Source organism: Methylobacterium sp. M6A4_1b, assembly GCF_053345175.1.
Genome location: NZ_JBKEZQ010000004.1, coordinates 104,129 through 126,079, shown reverse-complemented (window position 1 = coordinate 126,079; position 21,951 = coordinate 104,129). Strand labels below are relative to the sequence as shown.

Here is a 21,951-nt window from a genome sequence, read left to right as displayed (position 1 = left end):
AAGCCCGAGGAAGCGACAGGACCGCCACGCCATGACTCCCATCGCCGTCACCATCGCGGGATCCGATTCGAGCGGCGGGGCCGGCATCCAGGCCGACCTGAAGACGTTCGCGGCGCTGCGGGTCTACGGGGCGAGCGTCATCACCGCCCTGACCGCGCAGAACACCCGCGGCGTCCAGGCCATCCACGACGTACCCGCCGACTTCGTGGCGGCGCAGATCGACAGCGTGTTCTCCGATCTCGCCGTCGGGGCGGTGAAGATCGGGATGCTGTCGCAGGTCGCCACCATCGAGGCGGTGGCGGCGGGTCTGGCGCGCCACGCGGGCAGGATTCCCATCGTGCTCGATCCGGTGATGGTCGCGACGTCGGGCGATCGGCTGATCTCGGAGGCGGCCGTGGACGCCTTGCGTCGCCGCCTCCTGCCGCTCGCCGACCTCGTCACGCCCAACCTGCCCGAGACCGCGACGCTCATCCGCGAACCCACCGCCGAGACGGAGAATGCCGCCGTGGCGCAGGGGCGACGCCTCCTGGCCATCGGCGCAAGGGCCGTTCTGGTGAAGGGCGGACACGGCGAGGGCGAGGAGAGCGTCGACCACCTGATGGGCAGCGACGGCACACTCCGGCGCTTCGCCGCCCCGCGCACCCGCACGCGCAACACCCACGGCACCGGCTGCACCCTCTCGTCGGCGGTGGCGGCAGGCCTCGCCAGCGGTCTGCCGATGGTCGAGGCGGTGGCGCGGGCCAAGCGCTACGTCTCCGCCGCGATCGCGGGCGCCGACGGCCTCGCGGTCGGGCACGGGCATGGCCCGGTGCACCATTTTCATGCGCTCTGGGTCTGACCGCGCCTTGCGCCCATCCGTCGTTTGCGTTTGAAGTAACGCACAAGCGTCCGGTTAATGGAACGGACGCGTGGATGTCGGATCAGATGGACGACCAGTTGACGACGCCCGATCGCGGGCGGCAGCGGGACATACTCACCGGGGCGCAGGTGCTTTCCGGGCAGCTCGGCAAGACGATCCAGCGCCTGCGCAAGGCCTACAACCTCTCGCTGTCGGAACTCGCCGAGCAGTCGGGGGTGGCCAAGTCGATCATCAGCCAGATCGAGCGCAACGAGACGAACCCGACCTTGGCGACGATCTGGCGCCTGAGCCAGGCCCTCGACGTCTCGATCGAGCGGGTGCTCGCCACCAGCGACGAAGAGCCCTTCATCGAGAAGACGTCGCGCGCGGATACGCCGATCCTGGTCTCGGACGACGGGAAGGTTCGCCTCGCCATCATCGGCTGGATCAAGACGGTCGAGTGGCTGCAATGGTACGACCTGACCGCCGATGCCGGCGGCCTGCTCGACTCCGATCCGCATCAGCGCGGCTCCGTGGAGTCGCTCACCGTCACATCCGGTCTGCTCGAGGTGGAGGTGGCGGGCACCGTCCAGAGGGCGCGCGCCGGCGAGACCCTGCGCTACCGCTGCGACCGGCCGCACACGGTCCGCTGCATCGGGCCCGAGCCGGCCAAGGCCATCATGGTGGTGATCATGAAGGCCGCCGTGATGGAATGAAGCGGGCGACGGGCTCGAGGTCCGGGTGCCTCAGCGGCCGGAATTCACCCAGGCGACCATTTCGCCGAGCACCCGCGCCAGTGCGGCGTCGAGCCCCACGGCGGCGCTGCCGGCATCGACCTTCGGCACCGGCACGCGCGCGGTGAAGATCCGCGCGGCGACGATCTTTCCGGTGCCCTCGGTGATGATCTTGACGGAGATGTCGACCACCGCCTCGCCGGATCCGGCCGCGATGTCGAAGGCCCGGATCTCGCTGATCAGCTGGTAGTCCGAAGCGATCTTGTCCCCGGGTCGGCTCACCGACTTCAGGCGGCCCGAATTCTCGAGACTCTGGATCAGCCGCGTCTGGATCAGGCGCGGCAGGCGGTCGGCCCACTGGCCACCGCCGAGAAACGACAGGGCGCCTCCCGGCTCGCGCACGATGATGCGGTCGGCCTCGAAGGGCTGGATGCCCACCGGTTCGGCCACGGTGAATGAGCGCGCCGCGCCGACGGCCCGCCCTGTGGGCGGCAGAGCCGCGAGATCGAAGGTGAGGGGCACCGCGCCGCCGCCACAGCCGCCGAGGCTGGTGGCGAGGAGCATCGCGACGAGCGCGGGGGCCGTCTGGTGAAGAGTCATACGCATTCCGGAAAACCGTCGCCGCACTGACGCGCAGCGTGGCGGTAAACTAACGCAAGTCCGGATCGTTGCCGTGCGCCGCGGCACCCTGGCCCGAACAGCGGTCGCTTCAGCGAGCACCGTTGTATTCCGGCAACGATGGTTTGCCGCCGAAGATCACCTGCGAAGGGTCGCGCTCCAGGCTCTTCACCGTGCGGTTCAGGGTGTTCAGCGTCCGCTGGCCATCGGTCGACAGCGCTTCGACTTCCCGCCGTCCGGTGCCGCTCAGGCGGTTGAAGCTGGTGGCGATGTTCGAGGTGCGCTTGTCGAGATTCTCCGAGAGGGTCCGGAAGGCCCGTCCGGCGTCGCGCACCGAGATCGCCGCCTCCCGGACTTCGGCGAAGGTGCTGGTGCCGGCCGAGCCCGAGGCCGAGCCGAGGAAGCCCTCGGCGCCCTTCAGCACCGCGTCGACGCGGTCCGCCGACGCGTTGAGCTTGGCAGCGAGGGATCGTGCGTCCTTGAGGGCGCCCTCGATGTCAGGGCTCCCGGTCGCGAGGGCGCCCGAGAACTTCTCGGCGTTGTCGATGACGCGGTTCAGCTTCTCGCCGTCGATCGCTCTCACGAGCCCGCTCACCGCCGGCCCGGCCTCCGCGAGCGTCTTCGAGAAGGATTCCACATTGGCCAGGGTGCGGGTGATCGCGCCCTCGTTGCCGGCCACCACCTTGTCGAGGCGCTGGAGCACGTCATCGGCCCGCTGCGCGATCTGCTTGGCCGCCGCCATCATGTCCTGGATGTCGGAGCTGTCGGCGAAGATCGTCGGCATCTGGTCGCCCGAGCCCGGCGTCAGGGCGGGGGCATCGGCGTTGCCGCCCGACAGCGAGATCGTCGAGACGCCGGTCAGCATCGCCGAATCGAGGCGGGCGCGGGTATCGGCGCGCAAAGGCGTGGTCCGCTCGACCTCCACGATAGCGACGACGCGGCGCGGGTCCTGCGGCAACAGGCGAACGTCCATGACCTCGCCGACCTTGATGCCGTTGAAGGCCACGGTCGACCCCTTTGCGAGGCCGCCGACGGTGCCCGAAAACACGATGCGCACGGCCTGCCGGACCTGGCTGCGGGAACCGCCTTGGAGCCAGAACACGAAGCCGAAGGCCGCCACCACGACTGCGAGGGTGAAGGCGCCGATCAGGGCGTAGTTCGCGCGAGTCTCCATCGGATCAGCAGTACCTTGACGGAATGGGGCGCGCGCGGTGCGGGGCCGCACGCAATGGGCGGAAGACGTCAGGCCGGCGCATGACGGGTCCCCTGCGGGACCACGGCGCGTCCCCGCTTGCCGTGGAAGTAGGAGCGTAGCCAGGGATGGTCGCTCTCCAGCATCTCCTCGATCGTCCCTTGCGCGATGATCTGCCCGTCGCCCAGCGCCGCGATGCGGTCGCAGGCGGTGTAGAGGCTGTCGAGGTCGTGCGTGACCATGAAGACGGTGAGCCCGAGCGTCTGCTTCAGGGTGGCGACGAGTTCGTCGAACTCACCGGCGCCGATCGGGTCGAGGCCCGAGGTCGGCTCGTCGAGGAACAGGATCTCGGGATCGAGGGCGAGGGAGCGGGCCAGCGCAGCGCGCTTGATCATGCCGCCCGACAGTTCGGAGGGCAGCTTGTCGGCCGCATCCGGCTTCAGGCCGACCATCTCGATCTTCAGGCGGGCGAACTCGTCGAGCAGGCGCTCGGAGAGATCGAGATGCTCGCGCATCGGCATCTGAATGTTCTGCTTCACGGTGAGAGCCGAGAACAGCGCGCCCTGCTGGAAGAGAACGCCCCAGCGCTGTTCGATCTGGCGCCGCCGGGTCACGGTGAGGCCGTCCACGTCCTCGCCGAACACTTCGATGGTGCCGGCCCGCTTCGGAACGAGACCGAGGATCGTCCGGGTCAGCACCGATTTGCCCTGGCCGGAGGGGCCGACGAAGCCGAGGATCTCGCCGCGCCGGATGTCGAGGTTCAGCCCCTTCATCACGACCTTGCTTCCGAAGCCGACCACCAGGTCGCGCACGCGGATGATCGCCTCCGGGGCGGCGGAGGGCGCCGATTGTTCGAATCGCGTCTGAAGGTTCGGGACGGACACGGTCTGGCGATCCTCAGAAGTCGATCGCGGCGAAGAAGACGGCGAACAATCCGTCGAGGACGATCACCATGAAGATAGACTTGACGACTGAGGCCGTGACGTGGCGGCCCAGGGACTCGGCCGAGCCCTCCACGGCGAAGCCCTCGATCGTCGCGATGATGCCGATGATCAGCGCCATGAACGGCGCCTTGATCAAACCGACCGCCACGTGGTGCAGCGAGACTGCGGCCTGAAGGCGGGCCAGGAACGCGTCGACCGTCATGCCACCGTAGAGCGAGGCGGTGAGTGCGCCGCCGGCCAGGGCCGCCAGCGAGGCGAGGAAGGTCAGGATCGGCAGGCCGATCACCAGGGCGAGGATGCGCGGAACGATCAGGATCTCGATCGGATCGAGGCCCATGACCCGCAGGGCGTCGACCTCCTCGCGCATCCGCATCGAGCCGATCTCGGCGGTGAAGGCAGAGCCCGAGCGACCCGCCACCATGATCGAGGTGAGCAGCACGCCGAGCTCGCGCAGGATGAGAAGCCCGATGAGATTCACGACGAAGCTCTGGGCGCCGAAGCGCTGGAGCTGGAAGATTCCCTGCTGGGCGACGATTCCGCCCACGAGGAACGAGATCAGAACGATGATCGGGACGCCCCGGAAGGCGACCTGTTCGATCTGATTGACGAGGGCCGTGCCCCTGAAGGTCCCGGGCCGGGCCGCGACGCGGATGCAGGCGGTCACCACCTCTCCGAAGAAGGCGAGGCCCGTGACGAGGTCTGACTTGGCGCCCACGACCCTCCGGCCGAGATCGTCGAGGAAGCCGAAGAGGCGTCCGCGCCGCGGCGGTGGCGGTTCGGCAGCGCGCAGCTTCACCTCGCTCAGGAGGATGCGGTGCTCGGGCGTCGCGCCCGCATAGGCCAGTCGGCCGCCCGCGGCCTCGATCTCGGCGCGGGTCCGCTCCAGCACCCAGGCGCCGAGGGTGTCCAGGCGGGCGATCCGGCTCAGATCGACGAGGAGGGGCGTGCCCGCCGCGCTGTCGGCGATGCGCGCGGCGGCGATCTCCACCGACGCGCCCTGGTCGGCGGTCCAGCGTCCGGACAGGCCGACGCGGCCGCCTTCGAGGATCGCGGCGTCGGCAGCTTCCCGGTTGGTCCTGATCTCGGCTCTAGCCAATGACGCCGCACTCCATGCCGCGATCACATAACACCGATCTCCGTTACCGGACGGTCAAGGTTAATCGGGTTGTCCCGCCCCCTGACCCACAATCGTGGTGCTGTGAAGGCTGAAAGCGCGGGCGGCCTGCGCGGCGCGTGCCACGAGGCACAGGCCGAGAGCGGCCAGCGGGGCCATCAGCACGAAGGCGAGGGGTCCGCCGCCGGCCGAATAGGCGGCGCCCGTCATCAGCGTTGCGCTGGCCGAGGCGAGGGCGCCCGCCGAGCTGACGGTACCCTGAGCCCGGCCGCGCGCGCCGTCGGGCGCGAAGCGCGACACCGCCGCCATCGCGCCGAGCTGCGTCGCCCCGAAGGTGAGGCCGTGCAGCACCTGCAAGGCGATCACCGGCGCGAGGCGGTCTCCCAAAGAGGCCATTCCGACGGCACGCAGGAGCGCGGCGCCTCCGCCGAGGCCGAGCAGCACGAACGGGTTTCGCCAGCGAGCGGGCAGGCGGCCGATGAGTGCGAAGAGAAGGATTTCGGAGGCGACGCCGATGGCCCAGAGCGTGCCGATCCACGACGTCGCGATCCCGTGGGTGCTCCAATGGATGCTGCCGAAGGCGTAGATCGCCGCGTGGCTCGATTGGATCAGGGCGGCCGCCGCGATCGAGAGCCACAGGACGGCGGGCAGGCGCGGCCGACCCTCCTCGGGATGCCGCGGCGGGGCCGGCGGCGCGTCGACGCCGGCCATCGAAACCACGGCGGCGGCGATCAGCGCCAGCACGGTGAGCAGGAGGGGAACGGCAAGCCGTTCACCCAGGGCGCCGAGGGTGGCGCCGCCGGCGAAGTTCGCGAGGAGGAAGCCGATGGAGCCGGCCATCCGGATGCGCGCATAGTCGAGGCGCCGGCTTCGCCGCACGGCGCTCAGCGTCAGGTAGTCGATGCTCGGGACGAGGGGCGCCGCCGCGACGGCGTTCAGCGCGATGAGGAGGGCGAGCAGGGGCCAACCGAGGGCGGCGCTCGTCGGCATCAGCACGTAGGTCACGGCCAGGACGAGGCTTCCGACGAGCAGAATGCGCCGGGCGGCGATGCCCCGATCGATGAGCCCGACCAGGGGGGCGGTGGCCACGATGCGGATCGCGATCGGCAGGGCGAGCAGGGCACCGATGACGGTCGCGTCGAGGCCGAGGGCGTTCAGCCAGACCGGCATGAACGGCATCGCGATGCCGATCTCGACGAAGACCACGGCATAGAGAACCGAGAGCCGAAACGCGTTCGGCTCCGGAACGGCGGGAAGTGGGTCAGACACGAGGACCGGACTGGGACGAGGGAAAGCCTGTGAGAACGTCGCGTCAGGCGGAAGCTGCGTAAAGCCGGCGTTAAAACGATCCTGTCAACCTGCGAGAGCTCGGACCCGGCTACCGCATGCCGGCTCCAGTACGGCCAAGGACACGTGCTTGATGTCGAGTTCCCATTCGCTGACGTCGGTCGACATCTCGGAATACGACCGCATCGAAGCGGCGATGACCGAGAGCGAGCGTGGCCGCTGGTTCCTCGATGCCTATCTGCGCCGCAACCGCACGAGCGACACCGGGATCCTCCTCGATGCGATCGCGCGGCTGGAGGGCGTGGTCACCAATGACCGTGAGAGCAGCCAGATCGGGCGGGTTCGCGGCGACGTGATGGACATGGCGCACGCCATCGCCCGGACCAAGGCCGAGATCGCGGCCATCAACGCACCCGACCAGGACCAGAGCCGGCTCGGCGGTGCCTCCGCCGCCCTGGACGCCATCGTGCGTTCGACGGAGCGCGCCACCTCCGAGATCCTCAGCTCTGCCGAGAGCGTGCAGGAAGCCGCCTGGACGCTGCGCGAGTCCGGCTCCGATGCCGCGATCTGCGACGAGCTCGATCGCCGCGCCACCGCCATCTACACCGCCTGCTCCTTCCAGGACCTCACCGCCCAGCGCACGGCGCGCATCATCCATACCCTGCGCTACCTTGAGGAGCGCCTCGGCGCCATGATGGCAATCTGGGGCGATGCCCTCGACCCGGTCCCGACGGGACGTAGCGGCCCGGGTACGCCCGAGGTTCCGGCCGACCTCTGCCAGAGCGACGTCGACCGTTACATCGACATGGATGCCTCGTCCGCGGAACCAGTGCCGCCGCTCTCCCGGACCCTTCGCCCCTTGCCGAACGATCCGTCCGCCGAGGACGACATCGTCTTTCTCGAAGCCACCGACGCCGTCGGGATCGTCGCTGTCGAGGCGAGCGCTGAGTTTCCGGAAGAAGCCGAGCCGGAAGAAGTCGAGCCGGAAGTCGCGGCGCTGGACGTCGACGTGCCGTCCGCTGCGCCCGTCGCCGCGGAACGCATGCCGGCGGAAGACGCGGATCTCGCCGATGTTGCGACGATCGCCGACTCCGAGACGCAGAGCGTTCCCGAGCCCGAGACAAGACTCGACGCGGACGCGCCCGAGGAGACCGATCCGGTCGATGATCGTCCGGTCATGATGACGGCAACCACCCTGCAGGTCTCGGAGCAGGCACAGACCGACATCGCGACGGCCTTCGCCGAGATCGATGCCCTCTCCGACGCCGAGAAGCGCGCCCTGTTCTCCTGATCCTCCGAATCGTGAGCGGCGCAGGGTCGCGCCGCCGTTCGCGGGCGCGCGTGCTCACGACGCGGCTGCTACAACGCTGCCATGCCCGCCGCCCAAACCCTGCATCTCCTCAAGCTCTGCGTCGGCCCCGCCAGCATCGGTGAGTTGGAGGAGCGGATCGCCCGTCACCGCGATGCCGCCTTGCGCGAGGGCCGCGATCCCGCGCCGATCCACACCACCCGCATGGTGCCGACCCGCGCCGCCGACATCGTCGGGCGTGGTTCGATCTACTGGGTGATCAAGGGCACGCTGCTGTGCCGCCAGTCCATCGATGCCATCACGCCCTTCACCGACACGGACGGGATCGGGCGCTGCCGGCTCATCCTGAGGCCCGACGTGATCGCCGTCTCGCCGCGCCCGTGCCGCCCGTTCCAGGGCTGGCGCTACCTGAAGCCGGAGGATGCGCCGGCCGACCTCGACGCCCGCACCGCCGGCGGGCTCGCGGAGATGCCCGAGGCCCTGCGCCGCGAACTCGCCGGCCTCGGCTTGATCTGAACGAATCGCTCACGGACGAGAAATCCCCGCCGTCCGAGAGGAAGGCGGGGATCCGTTCGTTTCGTCGGTCTCCCCCGGAGCTCAGGCTCCGTCGAAGCGCCCGCTGGCATGGGCCAGCATGGTGTAGACCTTGCCGGTCTCCGAGGTGAGGTAGGCATCCGCCCGCGAAGAATCGCGGTCGTTCTTCGAGACATCGCCGAGCAGGCGCTCGAATTCGCCGACGTAGCGATCCACCGTCCGCCGGAAGTCGGCATCGGCCGCGTAACGGCGGCGAACCTCCTCGAAGGTCTGCCGGCCCTGCGCCGTGTAGATGCGGCGGTCGAACAGGTTCGGCTCGCCCCGGCGGTAACGCTCCCACAGCTCCACCGCGGTCTGGTGATCGATCATCTTGGCGATGTCGTTGGAGATGGTCTCGAGTGCGGTGCGTCCGCGCTCGGCGGCGTTCTTCTGCGCCTCCGTCTGCTGCTTCGTCGCCGGTGCCGCGGCGCTCGGTGTCGGCTCAGCATCGTCGTCGATGGAAGCCCGGGTCAGCAGGTCGGAGAGCCAGCCGCGGCCTTCGGGGCCGCGCGCGTCGGAGCGCGAGGCCGAACCGGTCCGTGCCGCCGGGGCCGAGACCAGATTCATCGACGTGCCGGGGCGCGTGGCCGGAGTAGCGGGCTTCGCCGCCGCCGGCGCCGCTGCAGGCTTGGCCGCCGCGGCCTTCGCCGGCACCGCCGGAGCGGGCGCGGCAGCGGCCAGAGCCGGAGCCGGAGCCGGAGCGGGCGTTGCCGGACGCTGAGGCTCCGAGATCTTCGGGGCCGCCGCATCCACCGTCCGTCCCGAGCTCTGGACGAGGCTCGAAAGCTCGTTCAGGGCCTTGAGTTGCTCGGAGACGACCCTGCGCATCTCGCCGGTGGCATCCTGCGTCTCGCGCGGGATCTCCAGCACACCGCGCTGAAGGTCGGCACGGGTGGCGTCCAGCTCGCGCCGGATCTCGGCCGCCATCTCGCGCAGGCCGGAGACGGACTCCCCGAAGCGGCCGGATGCCGTCTCGAGCACGCCCATCATCTGCTGCGAGGCCGCCTCGATCGCGCTCCGCACGGCCTCGGCGGTACGTCCGCTCTCGCTGTCGGCGCTGGCGCGCAGACCCTCGAAAGCCTTGGCGACGGTGGTCCCTGCCCCGGTGGCGGTCTCGGACAGGCTGTTGCCCAGGGCCCGGGCCCGCTCCTCGGCGGCGCGCAGGGTCTCACCGATCATCGCGTCGAAGCGCGCGGTCTGCGTGTCGAGGTTGCCGGAGCGCTCCTCGATCCGCGACAGCACGTTGGCGATGGCGGCCTCGCGCTCCCCTAAGCGATCCACGAGGCGGCTCTCGGCGCCCTGGATCTGGCTGGCGGCCCCTTGCAGCTGACCGGCGGCGCCTTCGAGGTGACCGACGGCCTGGCGGAGGGTTCCGGCATGGGTGCGGCCGAGTTCGTCGAGGGCGCGGCCACGCTCGTCGAGCGAGATCGCTAGCTCGCTGGCGTCCCGCAGGGCGCCTTCCGCCACGCTCCGGAGGAGGTGAACCTGCTCGGACACGCCGGCGCTGGCGCGCTCGGTCTCGCCGGCCACCGCCGCCAGACCGTCGCGGATGTCGGCGATTCGATGCGACAGGCTCGTCTCGATGTTGCCGAGATTCTCGCCCGTTCCGGCCAGCAGCTCGCGCAGGGCGTTGTTGGCCCCATCGATCCGCTGGAGAACGGTGGCGAGGTCGCCGCGCATCTGGTCGTTCGCATCGTTGAGCGACGCGATGGCCCGCGCCGCGCCGCCGTCGATGGCCGACAGCAGCGCCTCGGCGGAAGCGCGCGACTGGGCGGCGAGGGCCTCGGTGCGCTCGCGGATGGCGGCGACCAGCGGCGCGCCGCTCTCCTGCAGTGCCCGCTCGATGGCGTCGCCCCGCAGCGTCAGGGCCTCGACGAGCTGGGCCGCCGGACCGTCCACGATTTCTCGCAGGCGCTCCGACTGGTCCGTCAGGCCGGCGACGACCGCGTTGCCGCGCCCGTCCAGCGTCTCGACCAGGGCGCCACCGCCCGTCTCGATGGCGCGGGTGATGGTCTCGGCGCTCTCCGCCAGCCGGCGGGCGAGGGCTTGGCCGCGCGCCTCGACGAGATCGGCGAGCGCCGTGGAGCGGCGATCGAACGTCTCGGTCAGGACGCCGGTGCCGCTGTCGAGCAGCGCCGCCACGGCTTCGTTGCGCTGATCGAGGGCGGCCGCCAGGGCCTGGCTGTGCGCCTGCGCCAGGGCCGCGTGCCGATCGACCCGCTCGTCGAAGGCCGCAAGCATGGCGGCCGTCCGCTCGTCGACCAGCGACGCGTAAGCGTCCTGGCGGTCGTCGAAGGCGGTGGCGAGGGCATCGCCGCGCGAGGCGACGAGGGTGGCGAACACCTTCATCCGGTTGTCGATGCGGCTCGTGAAGGCTGCCGACCGGCTGTCCACGGCCTCGGTGAGCGCATGACCCTGGGTGTCGATGGTGCGGGCGAACTCCGCCGCGCTGGCTTCGACGAGGCCGCCGAGGGCGGTGAGGCGCTCGTCGAACATCGCTGCCAGCGCGCTGCCGCGGTCCTCGGTCTGCTTGGCCAGGGCGTTGGCGCGGTGGTCGACCGTCTCGTCGAGGGTCCGCAGCTGGGTATCGAAGACCGACGCGAGGGCGCGGGTACGCTCCTCGACGCGGTCGGCGAGCGTGCCGGTGCGTCCATCGACCAGCGCTTCGAGGGCGCGCAGGCGCTCGTCGAAGATCGCCACGAGCGCGCTGGTTCGCTCGTCCGCCTGCGCGGCGAGGCCTGCGGACCTGTCCTCGAACAGGGCGACGAAGGTCTTTGCGACCGCCTCGGCCTGCTCACGCAAGACCCCGGCCCGGGCATCGACCACCTGGTCGAGGGCGCCGACCCGCGTGTCGATGAGCGAGACCAGCGCCTGGGCGCGGGCATCGACTTCGTCGGACAACGTTCCGGTCCGGTGCTCGACGAGCCGATCCAGGGCGCCGATGCGTTCGTCGAACAGGGAGGTGAGGCCCCGGGTCCGCGTCTCGACACGGTCGGTCAGCGCCTCGGCACGGCCGTCGATCACGCCGTCCAGGGCGCTCAGCACCTCGTCGAACAGGCTGCGCAGGCCCTGCGCCCTGGCGTCGAGGGACTGGGTCAGGTGGTTGCCGCGGCCATCGACGATCTCGTCGAGGGCGCCGATGCGCTGATCGAGGAGGGTCGCCAGGGCCTCGGTGCGGCTCTCGAGGGTTTCGGTCAGGTGTGCACCGCGATGGTCGACCAACTGGCCGAGGATATTGATGCGGTGATCGAACAGGTTGGCCAGCGCGCGGGTGCGGTCGTCGACGGCCTGGGCCATCTCGCCGCTCCGGCGCTCGACGACTTCGTCGAGGGTGCCGATCCGCTGTTCGAACTGCTCGACGAGAGACTGGGCATGGGCGCCGAGGTTGTCCGCGAGGCGCTTGCCCCGGGTATCAACCAGTTCGTCGAGGACGCCGATCCGCTGGTCGAAGGTCTCCGCGAGGGCGCGGGTCCGGGCTTCGACCGAGTCCGCGAGGCTGCCGCCGCGACGGTCGACCACTTCGTCAAGGTGCTCGATGCGCTCATCGAACAAGGTGGCCAGGGCCTGCGTCCGGGCCTCGACCGCCTCGGCGGCGCTGCCGAGGCTGGCCGCGATGGTGTCCACGAAGGTCCGGCCGCGCTCATCGAGCGTGTCGTGCAGCGGCGCGAGACGGTCGCTGAAATTGGCGCCCAGGGAACTGGCGTGGTTGTCGAGCAGCGCCCGGATCTCACCCGTGCGGTCGTCGAGCAGCTGATGGACCGTGCGCACGCCCTCGTCGAGGAGCGAGCTGATGTCGGAGGTCCGGCGGTCGAGGGTGGTTCCGAGGCGGCCCTCGCCCTCGCTGAGCTGGCGATCGGCCTCGGCGACCATCTCGCGCAGGCGGCCCAGGATCGTCTCGCCGCGCTGCTCCAGAACCGCGCCGAGAGAGTTGCTGCCGAGATCGAACAGGCGCGCGAGTTCGGTGATGCGGCCGCCGAGAGCGCCGAATACGGCGCGCCCCTTCTCGTCGAGCTCCGTGCCCATGGCGGCGGTGCGGGCGTCGATGATGCGGACCAGTTCGTCGGCGCGCTGCGAGAAGGCCTCCCGGATCGCCGTGGCCTGGGTGTCGAGGGCCTGGTTGGCACCACCGGTGCGCTCGACGATCATGTCGACGAGTTCGCGGGTACGGTTGGCCAGATCCTCGTCCACCGCGCGGGTGCGGCTCTCGATGAGCCGGATCGCCTCGAAGGCCTGCGCTCCGAAAGATTCTTCGATCAGGCGGCTGCGCTCCTCGAGGGCCGTGCCGATCGCCTCGAGGCGGCCGAGCACACCGGCATCGAAGCGCCCGGCGCCCTCGTCGAGGCGACGGGACAGTTCGAGGGTCTGCTCGTCGAGGCGGCGGGCGATTTCGGCCGAGCGTTCTCCGAGGACGTCGCCGAGGCTGGCGCCGCGCTGGGCGATGTCGAGGGCCATGGTGTCGGCCCGGGTGTCGAGGGACTGAACGAGGTCGCGGCCGCCTTCGGCCATGACGCGCGCCATTTCGGCGGTCCGGACGATCAGGGCTTCGTTCAGGGCGGTGGCACGGCTGCCGAGATGACCGTCGATCTGGGCGACCAGATTCGCGAAGGTTTCGCCGATCTCCGTCGAGCGACGGGTGGAGCGTTCTTCGAGGGCGCCGAGCTGGCTCTCGACGGCTTCCTGGGCCTCGCGCGTGCGCTCGGCGATGCTGTCGGCCACCACCTTGCCCTGGATGGTGATGACGCGATCCATCTCCTCAAGGCGGCCGGTCACGGATTCGGTGAGGGCGGCGGTGTCGCGGGAGATCCGCTCGGCGAGGATATCACCGCGGGCGATGGTCTCCTGCAGGGTCGCGAGGCGGTCGTTGAGCACGCGGTCGATGGCCTGGACGCGGGTCTCGGTGGTGTCGGCGAAGCTCGCGCCGGTCTGATTCAGGGCGTCGTTGACGCGCGCCCCCTGGGCGGTCACGGCGAGGACGATGTCGCGGCCGGTATTGGCCAGCTGCGACTGGGCCTCCTGGGCCTGGGCGGCGATGAGGTCGCCGAGGGTCCGGCCGTGGTCGCCGAAGACGGTCTCGACGTCGCGGATGCGAGCGATGAGGTCGCCGCCGAGGCCGTCGGCCGCGCGGGCGATCGTGCCGGCTGCCTCCTCGGCGCGACGGGCGAGCTCGTCGTTGACGGCATCCAAGGTCCCGCGCAGGGCCTCGATCGACGCCTGAGCCTTGGTCCCGACCGTGCCACCAAGTCCGTCGGCGGCTTCGCGCAGGAGTTCGGCCGCCTCGGTGGTCCGGGCCGCCAGGTCGGCGGAGGTGGCGGCGAGACGCTTCTCGAAGATCTGCACCGCCTCGACGGTGCGGGCTTCGAGTTCGCCGGTGGCGCTGGCCGATGCCCGGCGCAGCGACTGCGCGGCCTCGGTGGTGCTGGCGCCGAGGGCGACGGTGGTCTCCTCCGCGCTGCGGCGGAAGGTGTCGGCGGCCTCCGCCGTGCGGCTGCCGATCTGCGCGTCGAGGTGGGCAGCCGTCGCGCGCAGGCTGTCCACGGCCTCCGAGGTTCGGGTCTCGAAGGTGTGCCCGAGGGCCGTGAGGGCGCCTTCGAGGGTCCCGGTCGCTTCCTGCGTCCGGATCCGCACGAGCTCTCCGACGCGGTCTCCGGTCGCCCCGAGGGTCGCCTCCAGGTTCGCACCTTCGACCGTCACGGTCCGGTGCAGCTGGCTTGCCACCGTCTCGATGCGCTCGGCCAGGGCCGCGCCATGCTGGTCGAGGCCGTTGGCGAGACCTTCCACGGAGCGGAGGAGGTCGTCGCGCACGCCGCCGGCACGGTTGCCGAAGGTCTCGACGATGGCGCTGGCGGCGAGCGCGAGGGCGGCCTGGGCCTCGCGACCGGATGCGTCGATGCGCTCGGAGACCGAACCGCCATGGACGTCGATCGTCTCCCGAAGACGGTTGGCCGCGGCCTCGATGCGTTCGGCCAGAGTGCCGCCGCGCTCGTCGAGGCGGGCGGTCGCGTCCTCGACCGAGCCGATCAGGGTTTCGCGCAGGGCGTCCGCGCGGGCTCCGAAGCTCTCGATGATGGCGCTCGCCGCAAGTGAGAGGCCCGCCTGCGTGTCGCGGCCGCGGGTCTCGAACAAGCTGGAGACATTGGCACCATGGACCGTGATCGTCTCGTGCAGGCGTGAAGCGGCGGTCTCGATGCGCTCGGCGAGGGCGCCGCCCTGGCTGTCGAGGCCGGTGGCGATCCCGTCCACGGAACGGATGAGGTCATCGCGTACGCCGTCGGCACGGGCGGTGAAGGTCTCGATGATGCTGCCGGCGGCCGCGGCGAGACCGGTCTGGGCCTCGCGAGCCCGGGCCTCGATGAGGGCTGACACGCCGGTGCCGGCGATCTCGATCTCGCTGCGCAGGGCATCGCCGCGGGCGGCGATGTCGTGCGTGAGAGCGGCTCCGGTCTCCGCGAAGTGGGAGCGCAGGGCATCGCCCGTCTCGGCGAAGCGCGCTGTGATCTCGCCACCGGTGGAGGAGAATTGGGCCGTCAGCTCGGACCCGCGGGCGAGGAAGGCCTCTTCCAGGCCGCGCGCCGAGAGCTCGAAGGTTTGGCGGACTTCGCCGCCCTGGCGGTTGAGGGCCTCGATGACCTCGGAGCCGGTTTGGGCGAGGGTGCGCGCCACCTGACCGGCATTCTCGGCCAGGGTGGTGGTGAGAATGCCGCCGGTCCGCTCGAAGGCCCGCGTGACCTCTTCGGCCCGGGTCTCCAGCGACTGGGTGAGCGCGTTGCCGACCTCCGAGAGGCTGCCGCGCACGCCGTCGCTGGTTGAGGCGAGGCGCTGCACGAGGTCGTCGCCGCGGCCGGAGACCAGCTCGACCACGCGGTCGCCGGCCTCGCCGAGGGCGGCGGTGATGGCGTCGCCGCGGTCTCCGAGGGCCGAGGTGATGGCCTCGCCGCGCGCGTCGAGGGCGCTGGTGACCCGGTCGCCGGCACCGTTGACCGCGGAGACGATCCGCTCGGCCGCTCCGTCGAGTTCGGCCGTCAGGCTCTGGTGGCTACCGGTGATGGCCCCGCGCACGCGCTCGGCATTGGCGATGATCGACTCGCGCTGGGCGACGAGCTCGTCGACGAGCGAGCGGATGCGGATCTCGTTGTCGGAATAGGCCCGCTCCAGGGTGGCGATCTCGCCGCGCACCAGGGTCTCGAGCTCGCCGGCCCGGGCGAGCGCCCGCTCGACGCCGTCGCCGACCGCCGCGACTTCGCGCCGGACGGTCTGCGACATGGTGAGCACCGCGTCGGTGGAGAAGTTCTCGGGCTCGGCCAGACGGATTGCGACTTCGCCCACGGCGCGGGCGACGAGGCGCATCTCCTGAGCACGGACCGCGAGCATCCCCATGATGGCGAACAGCACGACCGGTCCGACCAGAGCGGTCGCGGCGACGGCGCCCTGGATCGCGGTCAGGCTCTGGAAGAAGCCGCGCAGGTCGCCCGAGGACTGCGTCCAGGCGAGGGCAAGCAGGCCACCGATCCAGAGAACACCGGCGGCGGCGGCGATGAGATAGGGCATGCGCGAAGGGCGGATGCGAAGGGTCTGCTGCAGGATGCCGATGTTCTGGCGGTCGTCATTGGCGACCATCGAGCGGTCGGGCGGCAAGAGACCGCCTTCCCGACGCGGGCGGTTGCGGTCCGGCGGCGGCAGGTCCGAAGCGAGCGGCTGGTCGAGGTCGAGGTCGAGGCGCGGCGGCGCGAGCCGACCGCTGGGGTCTCGAAGAGGGTCGCTGTCGCCGACGTCCGGAAGGCGGGGTTCCACCCGCGATGCCTCGTCGCCCTGAGCGAAAGCGTCGAGGTTGAGAGCCTGCTCGATCGCCGACAGAGCCGCCTCGGCCGGATCCTTGAGCTTCTTTTCCGTGGCCATACAACGCCTCGTTACGCGTATCCCGATCCACGGCCGCACCCGTCGATCAAGGTTACTTTTACCAATTTACCAAGGAACTTTAGACTTCGGCACGAGGCTCCGATACCCGAGCCCGCCGCAGCGCCCAAAAAACCTTAACGGAATGGTTACCAAGCCCGGGGCCGATACCGCGCCGTCGTCTTTCTGCATGATGCCTCAACGCGTAAACGGAAGCGAACGGTGGCGGGGCTCAGCTGTGGATAGCCTGGACGGTGGCGGCCGGCACGAGGGGACGTTTTGCCAGATCCGAATTCACGCGACGCGCCCGGACCGGTGCTTCTCGATGCCGAACACCTCGCGCGCCAGACGTTCGGCGATGTCGAGCTCGCCGCCGAGCTGATGGGCCTCTTCGCCGCCCAGTGTCTGCGCCTCCTGCCGGGCATCGTCGATGCCGGCGGGCCGATCGCGGAACGGGCCGACCTCGCCCATACCCTGAAGGGGTCGGCTCTCGGGGTCGGCGCGGTCAGGATCGCCCTGTCATCGGGCGCCGTCGAGGATGCGCTCCGCACCGGTGCCGCCGCCTCCTGCGATGAGCTCGCCGCTGCGGTGAGGGAGACCCTCGCGGCACTGCCGCAGGAACCCTGACCGGGCGGGCGCGGACGTCGCGTCGCGGCGGCCCGATGGAACGGCGGAGCCTCTGCGGCGTAAGCGCAAGAATCCTTGCCTGGTCGGCGAGCGCGCTTGCATTCGGAGGCCTGCCCCTTCAAGGCAGGCGGTGCGCCGCACAACCGGCCGTTCTACGCGTTGTCCGAGCCCGGAGCCCCCGATGCCCAAGATCACCTACGTCGACCATGCCGGAACGGCCAGGACCGTGGAGGGCGACGTGGGATCGACCGTGATGGAAGCGGCGATCCGCAACAATGTCCCGGGCATCGATGCGGAATGCGGCGGCGCCTGCGCCTGCGCCACCTGCCACGTCTATGTCGATGCGGCCTGGGCCGAGGTGGTGGGCCCCGCCGAGGCGATGGAGCAGGACATGCTCGACTTCGCCTCCGATGTGCGCGCGACCTCGCGCCTGTGCTGCCAGATCCGGATCACGCCCGAACTCGACGGCCTCAGCGTCACGACGCCGGCACGTCAGGGGTGAACGGACGGCGGCCGAGACTCTCGCTGAAGCGGAGAAGGTAGCCGTCCGGATCCTGCACCAGGAATTGCCGGCATCCGACTTCCTCCCGGCCGGCCCGATACCACGCGTCGTGCAACGGCCTGAACAGCGGCCAGGCGAGGGCGCTGAGGCGCTCGACGATCCCAGTCGTGGACCGCACTGCGATCTGCAGGTTGATGCCCCGGCCGAGGGGCGGCTCGAGGGGCGCGGTCGCCCAATGTCCATTGACCACGCTCAGCATCACCTGAGCACCTTCGCGTTCGAGATAGGCGAAGCCGGTCTCGACCCGTTCATAGGCGATCGTGAAGCCGAGCCCGTCGCACCAGAACGTCAAGCTCCGCGCGAGATCGCAGACATCGAGTTCGGGAACGAGTGGGGCAAACCCGCCCCATGGCAGTGAATCCGACATCGAGATTCCGTTTACTCCGGACACGGAGACGCGCTTCGCCCGTCAGCGAACGAGCGTGCGCATGGCGCCGTCGATGCCCTCGAGGTTGAGCGGGAACATGCGTTCGCCCATCAGGCGGCGGACCATACCGATCGACTGGGTGTAGGCCCAGTGTTCGGCAGGCACGGGATTGAGCCAGACCGCCTTCGGGAAACGATCGAGGATGCGGCTCAGCCAGACCTCGCCCGGCTCCTCGTTCCAGTGCTCCACCGAGCCGCCCGCCATGGCGATCTCGTAGGGGCTCATGGAGGCGTCGCCCACGAACACCACGCGATAGTCCGGCGGGTAGGTGCGCAGCACGTCGAGGAGCGGCAGCGTCTCGTCGTGCCGGCGTCGGTTTTCGCGCCAGACGCGCTCGTAGGGGCAGTTGTGAAAGTAGAAGTGCTCGAAGTGCTTGAACTCCGAACGAGCTGCGGAGAACAGCTCCTCGGCGAGCGCCACGTGCCAGTCCATCGAGCCGCCGACATCGAGGAAGAGCAGCACCTTCACGGCGTTGCGCCGCTCGGGCCGAAGCTTCACGTCGAGGTAGCCCTTCGCCGCGGTCTCCCGGATCGTGCTGTCGAGGTCGAGTTCGTCCGCCGCTCCGGTGCGCGCGAAGCGGCGCAGGCGGCGCAGGGCCACCCGCATGTTACGGGTGCCGAGTTCGACCGTATCGTCGAGATCCTTGAATTCGCGCTTGTCCCAGACCTTCACCGCACGGAAGTTGCGGTTGCCGTCCTGCCCGATCCGGATGCCCTCGGGATTGTAGCCGTAGGCGCCGAACGGTGAGGTGCCACCGGTGCCGATCCACTTGCTGCCGCCCTGATGGCGCTCGCGCTGCTCGGCGAGGCGCTGCTTGAGGGTTTCGAACAGCTTGTCCCAGCCGAGCGCCCGAAGCTCCGCCTTCTCGGCGTCGGTGAGATACTTCTCGGCGAGCTTGCGCAGCCATTCCTCGGGGATCGCCGTCGGCTCCGTCGCCTCGCCCAGGGTCTCGATGCCCTTGAACACGGTGCCGAACACACGGTCGAACCGGTCCAGATTCCGCTCGTCCTTCACCAGGGCGGTGCGGGCGAGCAGGTAGAACTCCTCCACGCGCTTCTCGGCGAGGTCGCGGTCGAGCGCTTCGAGCAACGTCAGGAATTCCCGAAGGGTGACGGGGACCTTGGCCTCGCGCAGGGCGGTGAAGAACTGGAGCAGCATGGCGCGACAACGCGGTAAGCCGCGGGCGGGGTCAAGGGGCCGTCCGTGACCGGCGCCGGGCCGGTTCACATACGTTAAGCTGGGTATAACCCCGGTTTTCTGTTGATAGCGCCATGCGGACGTTATTCTGGCGAACAGGACTTGTCATCTGAATCGAACATCTTGTCCGCACGGTCTCGTGCAAGTCAGGACAAGTCGTCAGGGCGCATGGTCTACGGGTAGAGTTAGGAGTGACCGACATGGCGCTCGCGTTGCGCTCGTTGAGCGATTTCAAGCGGTTCCTTGCCGAACCGGGCGCGACGATTCAGGTGGTGCGCAACACCTTCATCGACCGTCAGCCCGCCTCCTTCGCGGACGCCTACCGGTCGAAGGGGATGTACGAGCCGCGCACCATCCGGGCGGTGTCCAAGAAGGCGGCGATCTTCTCGGTGCAGGGCCACCCGACGACGATCTGGCTCTACTGGGACAAGGGCACACGCAAATGGCGCTTCAACGACGATACGGTGACGATCCCGCTCGACACTGGTCTCGGGCCACCCGACGAGATCGTCTATCGCTGTAGCTACGCGCCGGGCATGGAGCCGTCCGCGCATCCCGCCGTCCGCCGCGCCAAGCCGCGGGCGAAGAAGCCCCCCGATGCCCTGAAGCCGGGCGCGCCGAAGCCGCCGCCCGGCATCAAGTCCGGACCGGGCAAGGCTTCTGGCGCGCAGACGCCCGCCGGATCGGCTCCGTTGACAGCGCCGGTGATGCCGTCCCGTGGACAGGGTCGGCTGCTTTGAAGCGTCCCGGAACGCCTTTCAGGCGCTTTTGACCACCGGTTTGCCCTCGTCGGCGGCAGCCGACGGCTCCCGGGTCTCGACGCCCTTGCCGACGGTCCGGCGGGCGCGGAAGGCCGGTCGGACTTCGGTCTCCTTCTTCTTCAGCATCGCCCGGTACTCGTCGCGCCGCTCGTGGATCGAGGCGATCACCAGGCCCATCGGTACCCCGACATCGACGAGGACGGCCTCGGAGAGCTGCAGCGAAGCCTCGATCGTCTCCGGAACGGCATCGTCCACACCCATCTCATAGAGGGCGGTGGCATGGCGGGCATCACGCGCCCGCGCCACGATGGTGATGTCGCGCCGCTCGGCCCGGGCTGCCTCCACCACCGCCTCGACCGCCCGAGGATTGTCCAGGGTGACGACGAGAGCGCGGGCATTGGCGATGTCGCAGCGACGCAGCAATTCGGGATTGGCCGAATCCCCGAAATAGACTGGATTTCCGAGGCGGCGATGCTCCGAGACCCGCGCCGCGTCCGCGTCGAGGGCGAGGTAGGGAATCTTGTGGCGCACCAGCATTTCGCCCACGAGCCGTCCGACCCGGCCGTAACCCGCGATGATGACGCGGTTCTGCTGACGGTCCGGCACCGGCTCCGCCCGGGCGCGGCCGAGCTGCGCGACGGTGAGCCGCTTACCGATGCGACGGGCCAGGACAGCGAACGCCGGAATCGCGATCATGGTCACGGTGGTGACGATCAGGGCCGCCTGTCCGACCTCCTCCGGTACCAGCCCACCGGCCAGCGCGCCGCCGATCAGGACGAAGGCGAACTCCCCGCCGGGTCCGAGTAGAAGGGCCGCCTCGATCGCCACGGCCCGCGAGAGTTTGAGGAAGCGCGCCGCCAGCACGATGACGGTGCCCTTGATGAGGATCAGCGCCAGAGCCAGCCCGAGCACCGCGCCCGGCGCCGACATGAGCTGGGCCGGATCGAGGTTCATGCCCACGGAGACGAAGAACACCCCGAGCAGCAGACCCTTGAACGGGTCGATCGTCGCCTCGATGGCGCGGCGATACTCGGTTTCGGCGAGGAGCAGGCCGGCCACGAAGGCCCCCAGCGTCATCGACAGGCCGGCGGCGGCGGCCGTCACGGCGGTGCCGATGATGACGAGGAGGCAGGCCGCCATGAACAGCTCGGGCGAGCGCGTCCGGGCCACCAGCTGGAACAGCGGCCGGAGCGCCACGCGCCCGACCACGACGATGACCACGATGGCGACGGCCGCCTGCCCGAGGGCGAGGGCGAGGGCGCCGCCGACATCCGAGCCGTCGTTGCGGCCGAGCACCGCGATCGCGAACAGGACGGGGGCGACCGCAAGGTCCTGGAACAGCAGGACGGCGAAGCTGGCGCGTCCCGCCGGGGTGTTGAGCCGCTTCTGATCCGCCAGCACAGGCAGCACGATCGCTGTGGAGGACAGGGCGAGGGCGAGGCCGACGATGATCGCGGCGGCGAGGGGCACCGAGAGGCATAGCAGGATCGCACCGATGACGGCGGAGGAGGCGAGGACTTGGATCGAGCCGAGCCCGAAGACGAGGCGCCGGAGTGTTCGCAGCCGCTGCCAGGAGAGCTCCACCCCGATCATGAACATCAGGAAGATGACGCCGAATTCGGCGAGATGGGCGATCTCCGCACGGTTCGCGATGGTGAAGGTCGAGACCCAGTGATGCGTTTCGGCGAAGCGTCCGAGGCCGAAGGGGCCAAGAAGCGCGCCCGCGCCGATGAAGCCCAGGACCGGACTGATGCGCAGCCGATGGAACAGCGGCACCACTACGCCCGCGGTGACGAGGAACAGAATCGCTTCCTTGTAGGATCCGGCGTGCACGTCCGTCATCGGTTCGGGATGTCTCCTGGCACCGGACCGGAGGCG

The 21,951-nt window shown here is 69.9% G+C and carries 16 protein-coding genes; 7 read left to right on the top strand and 9 right to left on the bottom strand.

Going from position 1 to position 21,951, the window contains the following annotated elements; genetic code table 11:
• The first annotated feature begins 31 nt into the window (after positions 1 to 31).
• Positions 32 to 838 carry a bifunctional hydroxymethylpyrimidine kinase/phosphomethylpyrimidine kinase gene (gene thiD / locus ACLBWX_RS05925; RefSeq protein WP_447676148.1) on the top strand — a complete coding sequence of 269 codons (807 nt, stop codon included), beginning with the start codon at positions 32 to 34 and terminating at the stop codon, positions 836 to 838.
• Between the two features lie 86 nt (positions 839 to 924).
• Entirely contained in the window at positions 925 to 1,554 is a 630-nt protein-coding gene (locus ACLBWX_RS05920; RefSeq protein ID WP_447676306.1) for a helix-turn-helix domain-containing protein, read from the top strand.
• Positions 1,555 to 1,584: 30 nt separating this feature from the next.
• Here ACLBWX_RS05920 and ACLBWX_RS05915 read toward each other — a convergent pair whose 3' ends face one another.
• The 5 genes from ACLBWX_RS05915 to ACLBWX_RS05895 form a co-directional block, all read right to left on the bottom strand.
• Positions 1,585 to 2,178, bottom strand: coding sequence for an ABC-type transport auxiliary lipoprotein family protein (locus ACLBWX_RS05915; protein WP_447676147.1), 594 nt, complete (start codon positions 2,176 to 2,178; stop codon positions 1,585 to 1,587).
• Between the two features lie 103 nt (positions 2,179 to 2,281).
• Positions 2,282 to 3,364 (bottom strand): MlaD family protein, encoded by a 1,083-nt coding sequence (locus ACLBWX_RS05910; protein WP_447676146.1) that lies wholly within the window; start codon positions 3,362 to 3,364, stop codon positions 2,282 to 2,284.
• A 68-nt stretch (positions 3,365 to 3,432) separates the two neighbouring features.
• The gene (locus ACLBWX_RS05905) at positions 3,433 to 4,194 is read right to left on the bottom strand and encodes an ABC transporter ATP-binding protein (RefSeq protein ID WP_447676305.1); all 762 of its coding nucleotides are present in this window, start codon (positions 4,192 to 4,194) and stop codon (positions 3,433 to 3,435) included.
• Between the two features lie 85 nt (positions 4,195 to 4,279).
• Complete coding sequence (locus ACLBWX_RS05900) at positions 4,280 to 5,422, bottom strand: ABC transporter permease (RefSeq protein WP_447676145.1); 1,143 nt, start codon at positions 5,420 to 5,422, stop codon at positions 4,280 to 4,282.
• Between the two features lie 60 nt (positions 5,423 to 5,482).
• On the bottom strand, positions 5,483 to 6,709 hold the full coding sequence (locus ACLBWX_RS05895; protein WP_447676144.1) for an MFS transporter: 1,227 nt from the start codon (positions 6,707 to 6,709) through the stop codon (positions 5,483 to 5,485).
• A 151-nt stretch (positions 6,710 to 6,860) separates the two neighbouring features.
• Between ACLBWX_RS05895 and ACLBWX_RS05890 the strand changes: the two genes are divergently transcribed.
• Together ACLBWX_RS05890 and ACLBWX_RS05885 are read left to right on the top strand one after the other, a co-directional pair.
• Positions 6,861 to 8,018, top strand: a complete 1,158-nt coding sequence (locus tag ACLBWX_RS05890) for a hypothetical protein (protein WP_447676143.1) — start codon at positions 6,861 to 6,863, stop codon at positions 8,016 to 8,018.
• Positions 8,019 to 8,099: 81 nt separating this feature from the next.
• A complete protein-coding gene (locus tag ACLBWX_RS05885; RefSeq protein WP_447676142.1) occupies positions 8,100 to 8,552 on the top strand; it encodes a DUF1489 family protein in 453 nt (150 codons plus the stop codon).
• Positions 8,553 to 8,633: 81 nt separating this feature from the next.
• Here the strand turns inward: ACLBWX_RS05885 and ACLBWX_RS05880 are convergent, their stop codons facing one another.
• Positions 8,634 to 16,502: an apolipoprotein A-IV repeat region-like domain-containing protein gene (locus ACLBWX_RS05880; protein WP_447676141.1), complete on the bottom strand. Its 7,869-nt coding sequence runs from the start codon at positions 16,500 to 16,502 to the stop codon at positions 8,634 to 8,636.
• Positions 16,503 to 16,814: 312 nt separating this feature from the next.
• Between ACLBWX_RS05880 and ACLBWX_RS05875 the strand changes: the two genes are divergently transcribed.
• Both ACLBWX_RS05875 and ACLBWX_RS05870 read left to right on the top strand, forming a co-directional pair.
• Positions 16,815 to 17,126, top strand: coding sequence for an Hpt domain-containing protein (locus ACLBWX_RS05875; RefSeq protein ID WP_447676140.1), 312 nt, complete (start codon positions 16,815 to 16,817; stop codon positions 17,124 to 17,126).
• 181 nt (positions 17,127 to 17,307) lie between these two features.
• On the top strand, positions 17,308 to 17,628 hold the full coding sequence (locus tag ACLBWX_RS05870) for a 2Fe-2S iron-sulfur cluster-binding protein (protein ID WP_055954982.1): 321 nt from the start codon (positions 17,308 to 17,310) through the stop codon (positions 17,626 to 17,628).
• Here the strand turns inward: ACLBWX_RS05870 and ACLBWX_RS05865 are convergent.
• Positions 17,603 to 18,055: a bleomycin resistance protein gene (locus tag ACLBWX_RS05865; protein ID WP_447676139.1), complete on the bottom strand. Its 453-nt coding sequence runs from the start codon at positions 18,053 to 18,055 to the stop codon at positions 17,603 to 17,605. The genes ACLBWX_RS05870 and ACLBWX_RS05865 overlap by 26 nt on opposite strands.
• A 42-nt stretch (positions 18,056 to 18,097) precedes the next feature.
• Positions 18,098 to 19,273, bottom strand: coding sequence for a vWA domain-containing protein (locus ACLBWX_RS05860; protein ID WP_447676138.1), 1,176 nt, complete (start codon positions 19,271 to 19,273; stop codon positions 18,098 to 18,100).
• 239 nt (positions 19,274 to 19,512) lie between these two features.
• Between ACLBWX_RS05860 and ACLBWX_RS05855 the strand changes: the two genes are divergently transcribed.
• Positions 19,513 to 20,052: a hypothetical protein gene (locus ACLBWX_RS05855; protein WP_447676137.1), complete on the top strand. Its 540-nt coding sequence runs from the start codon at positions 19,513 to 19,515 to the stop codon at positions 20,050 to 20,052.
• A gap of 18 nt (positions 20,053 to 20,070) precedes the next feature.
• Here ACLBWX_RS05855 and ACLBWX_RS05850 read toward each other — a convergent pair whose 3' ends face one another.
• Positions 20,071 to 21,915 (bottom strand): cation:proton antiporter domain-containing protein, encoded by a 1,845-nt coding sequence (locus tag ACLBWX_RS05850; protein ID WP_447676136.1) that lies wholly within the window; start codon positions 21,913 to 21,915, stop codon positions 20,071 to 20,073.
• Between the last annotated feature and the right edge of the window lie 36 nt (positions 21,916 to 21,951).

Excerpts from the sequence above, each read along its gene's own strand:
- thiD (WP_447676148.1), top strand. The coding sequence starts at position 32 with ATGACTCCCATCGCCGTCACCATCGCGGGATCCGATTCGAGCGGCGGG.
- ACLBWX_RS05885 (WP_447676142.1), top strand. The coding sequence starts at position 8,100 with ATGCCCGCCGCCCAAACCCTGCATCTCCTCAAGCTCTGCGTCGGCCCC.
- ACLBWX_RS05880 (WP_447676141.1), bottom strand. The coding sequence starts at position 16,502 with ATGGCCACGGAAAAGAAGCTCAAGGATCCGGCCGAGGCGGCTCTGTCG.
- ACLBWX_RS05855 (WP_447676137.1), top strand. The coding sequence starts at position 19,513 with ATGGCGCTCGCGTTGCGCTCGTTGAGCGATTTCAAGCGGTTCCTTGCC.
- ACLBWX_RS05890 (WP_447676143.1), top strand. The coding sequence starts at position 6,861 with ATGTCGAGTTCCCATTCGCTGACGTCGGTCGACATCTCGGAATACGAC.
- ACLBWX_RS05910 (WP_447676146.1), bottom strand. The coding sequence starts at position 3,364 with ATGGAGACTCGCGCGAACTACGCCCTGATCGGCGCCTTCACCCTCGCA.
- ACLBWX_RS05920 (WP_447676306.1), top strand. The coding sequence starts at position 925 with ATGGACGACCAGTTGACGACGCCCGATCGCGGGCGGCAGCGGGACATA.
- ACLBWX_RS05915 (WP_447676147.1), bottom strand. The coding sequence starts at position 2,178 with ATGCGTATGACTCTTCACCAGACGGCCCCCGCGCTCGTCGCGATGCTC.
- ACLBWX_RS05865 (WP_447676139.1), bottom strand. The coding sequence starts at position 18,055 with ATGTCGGATTCACTGCCATGGGGCGGGTTTGCCCCACTCGTTCCCGAA.
- ACLBWX_RS05850 (WP_447676136.1), bottom strand. The coding sequence starts at position 21,915 with ATGACGGACGTGCACGCCGGATCCTACAAGGAAGCGATTCTGTTCCTC.
- ACLBWX_RS05860 (WP_447676138.1), bottom strand. The coding sequence starts at position 19,273 with ATGCTGCTCCAGTTCTTCACCGCCCTGCGCGAGGCCAAGGTCCCCGTC.
- ACLBWX_RS05870 (WP_055954982.1), top strand. The coding sequence starts at position 17,308 with ATGCCCAAGATCACCTACGTCGACCATGCCGGAACGGCCAGGACCGTG.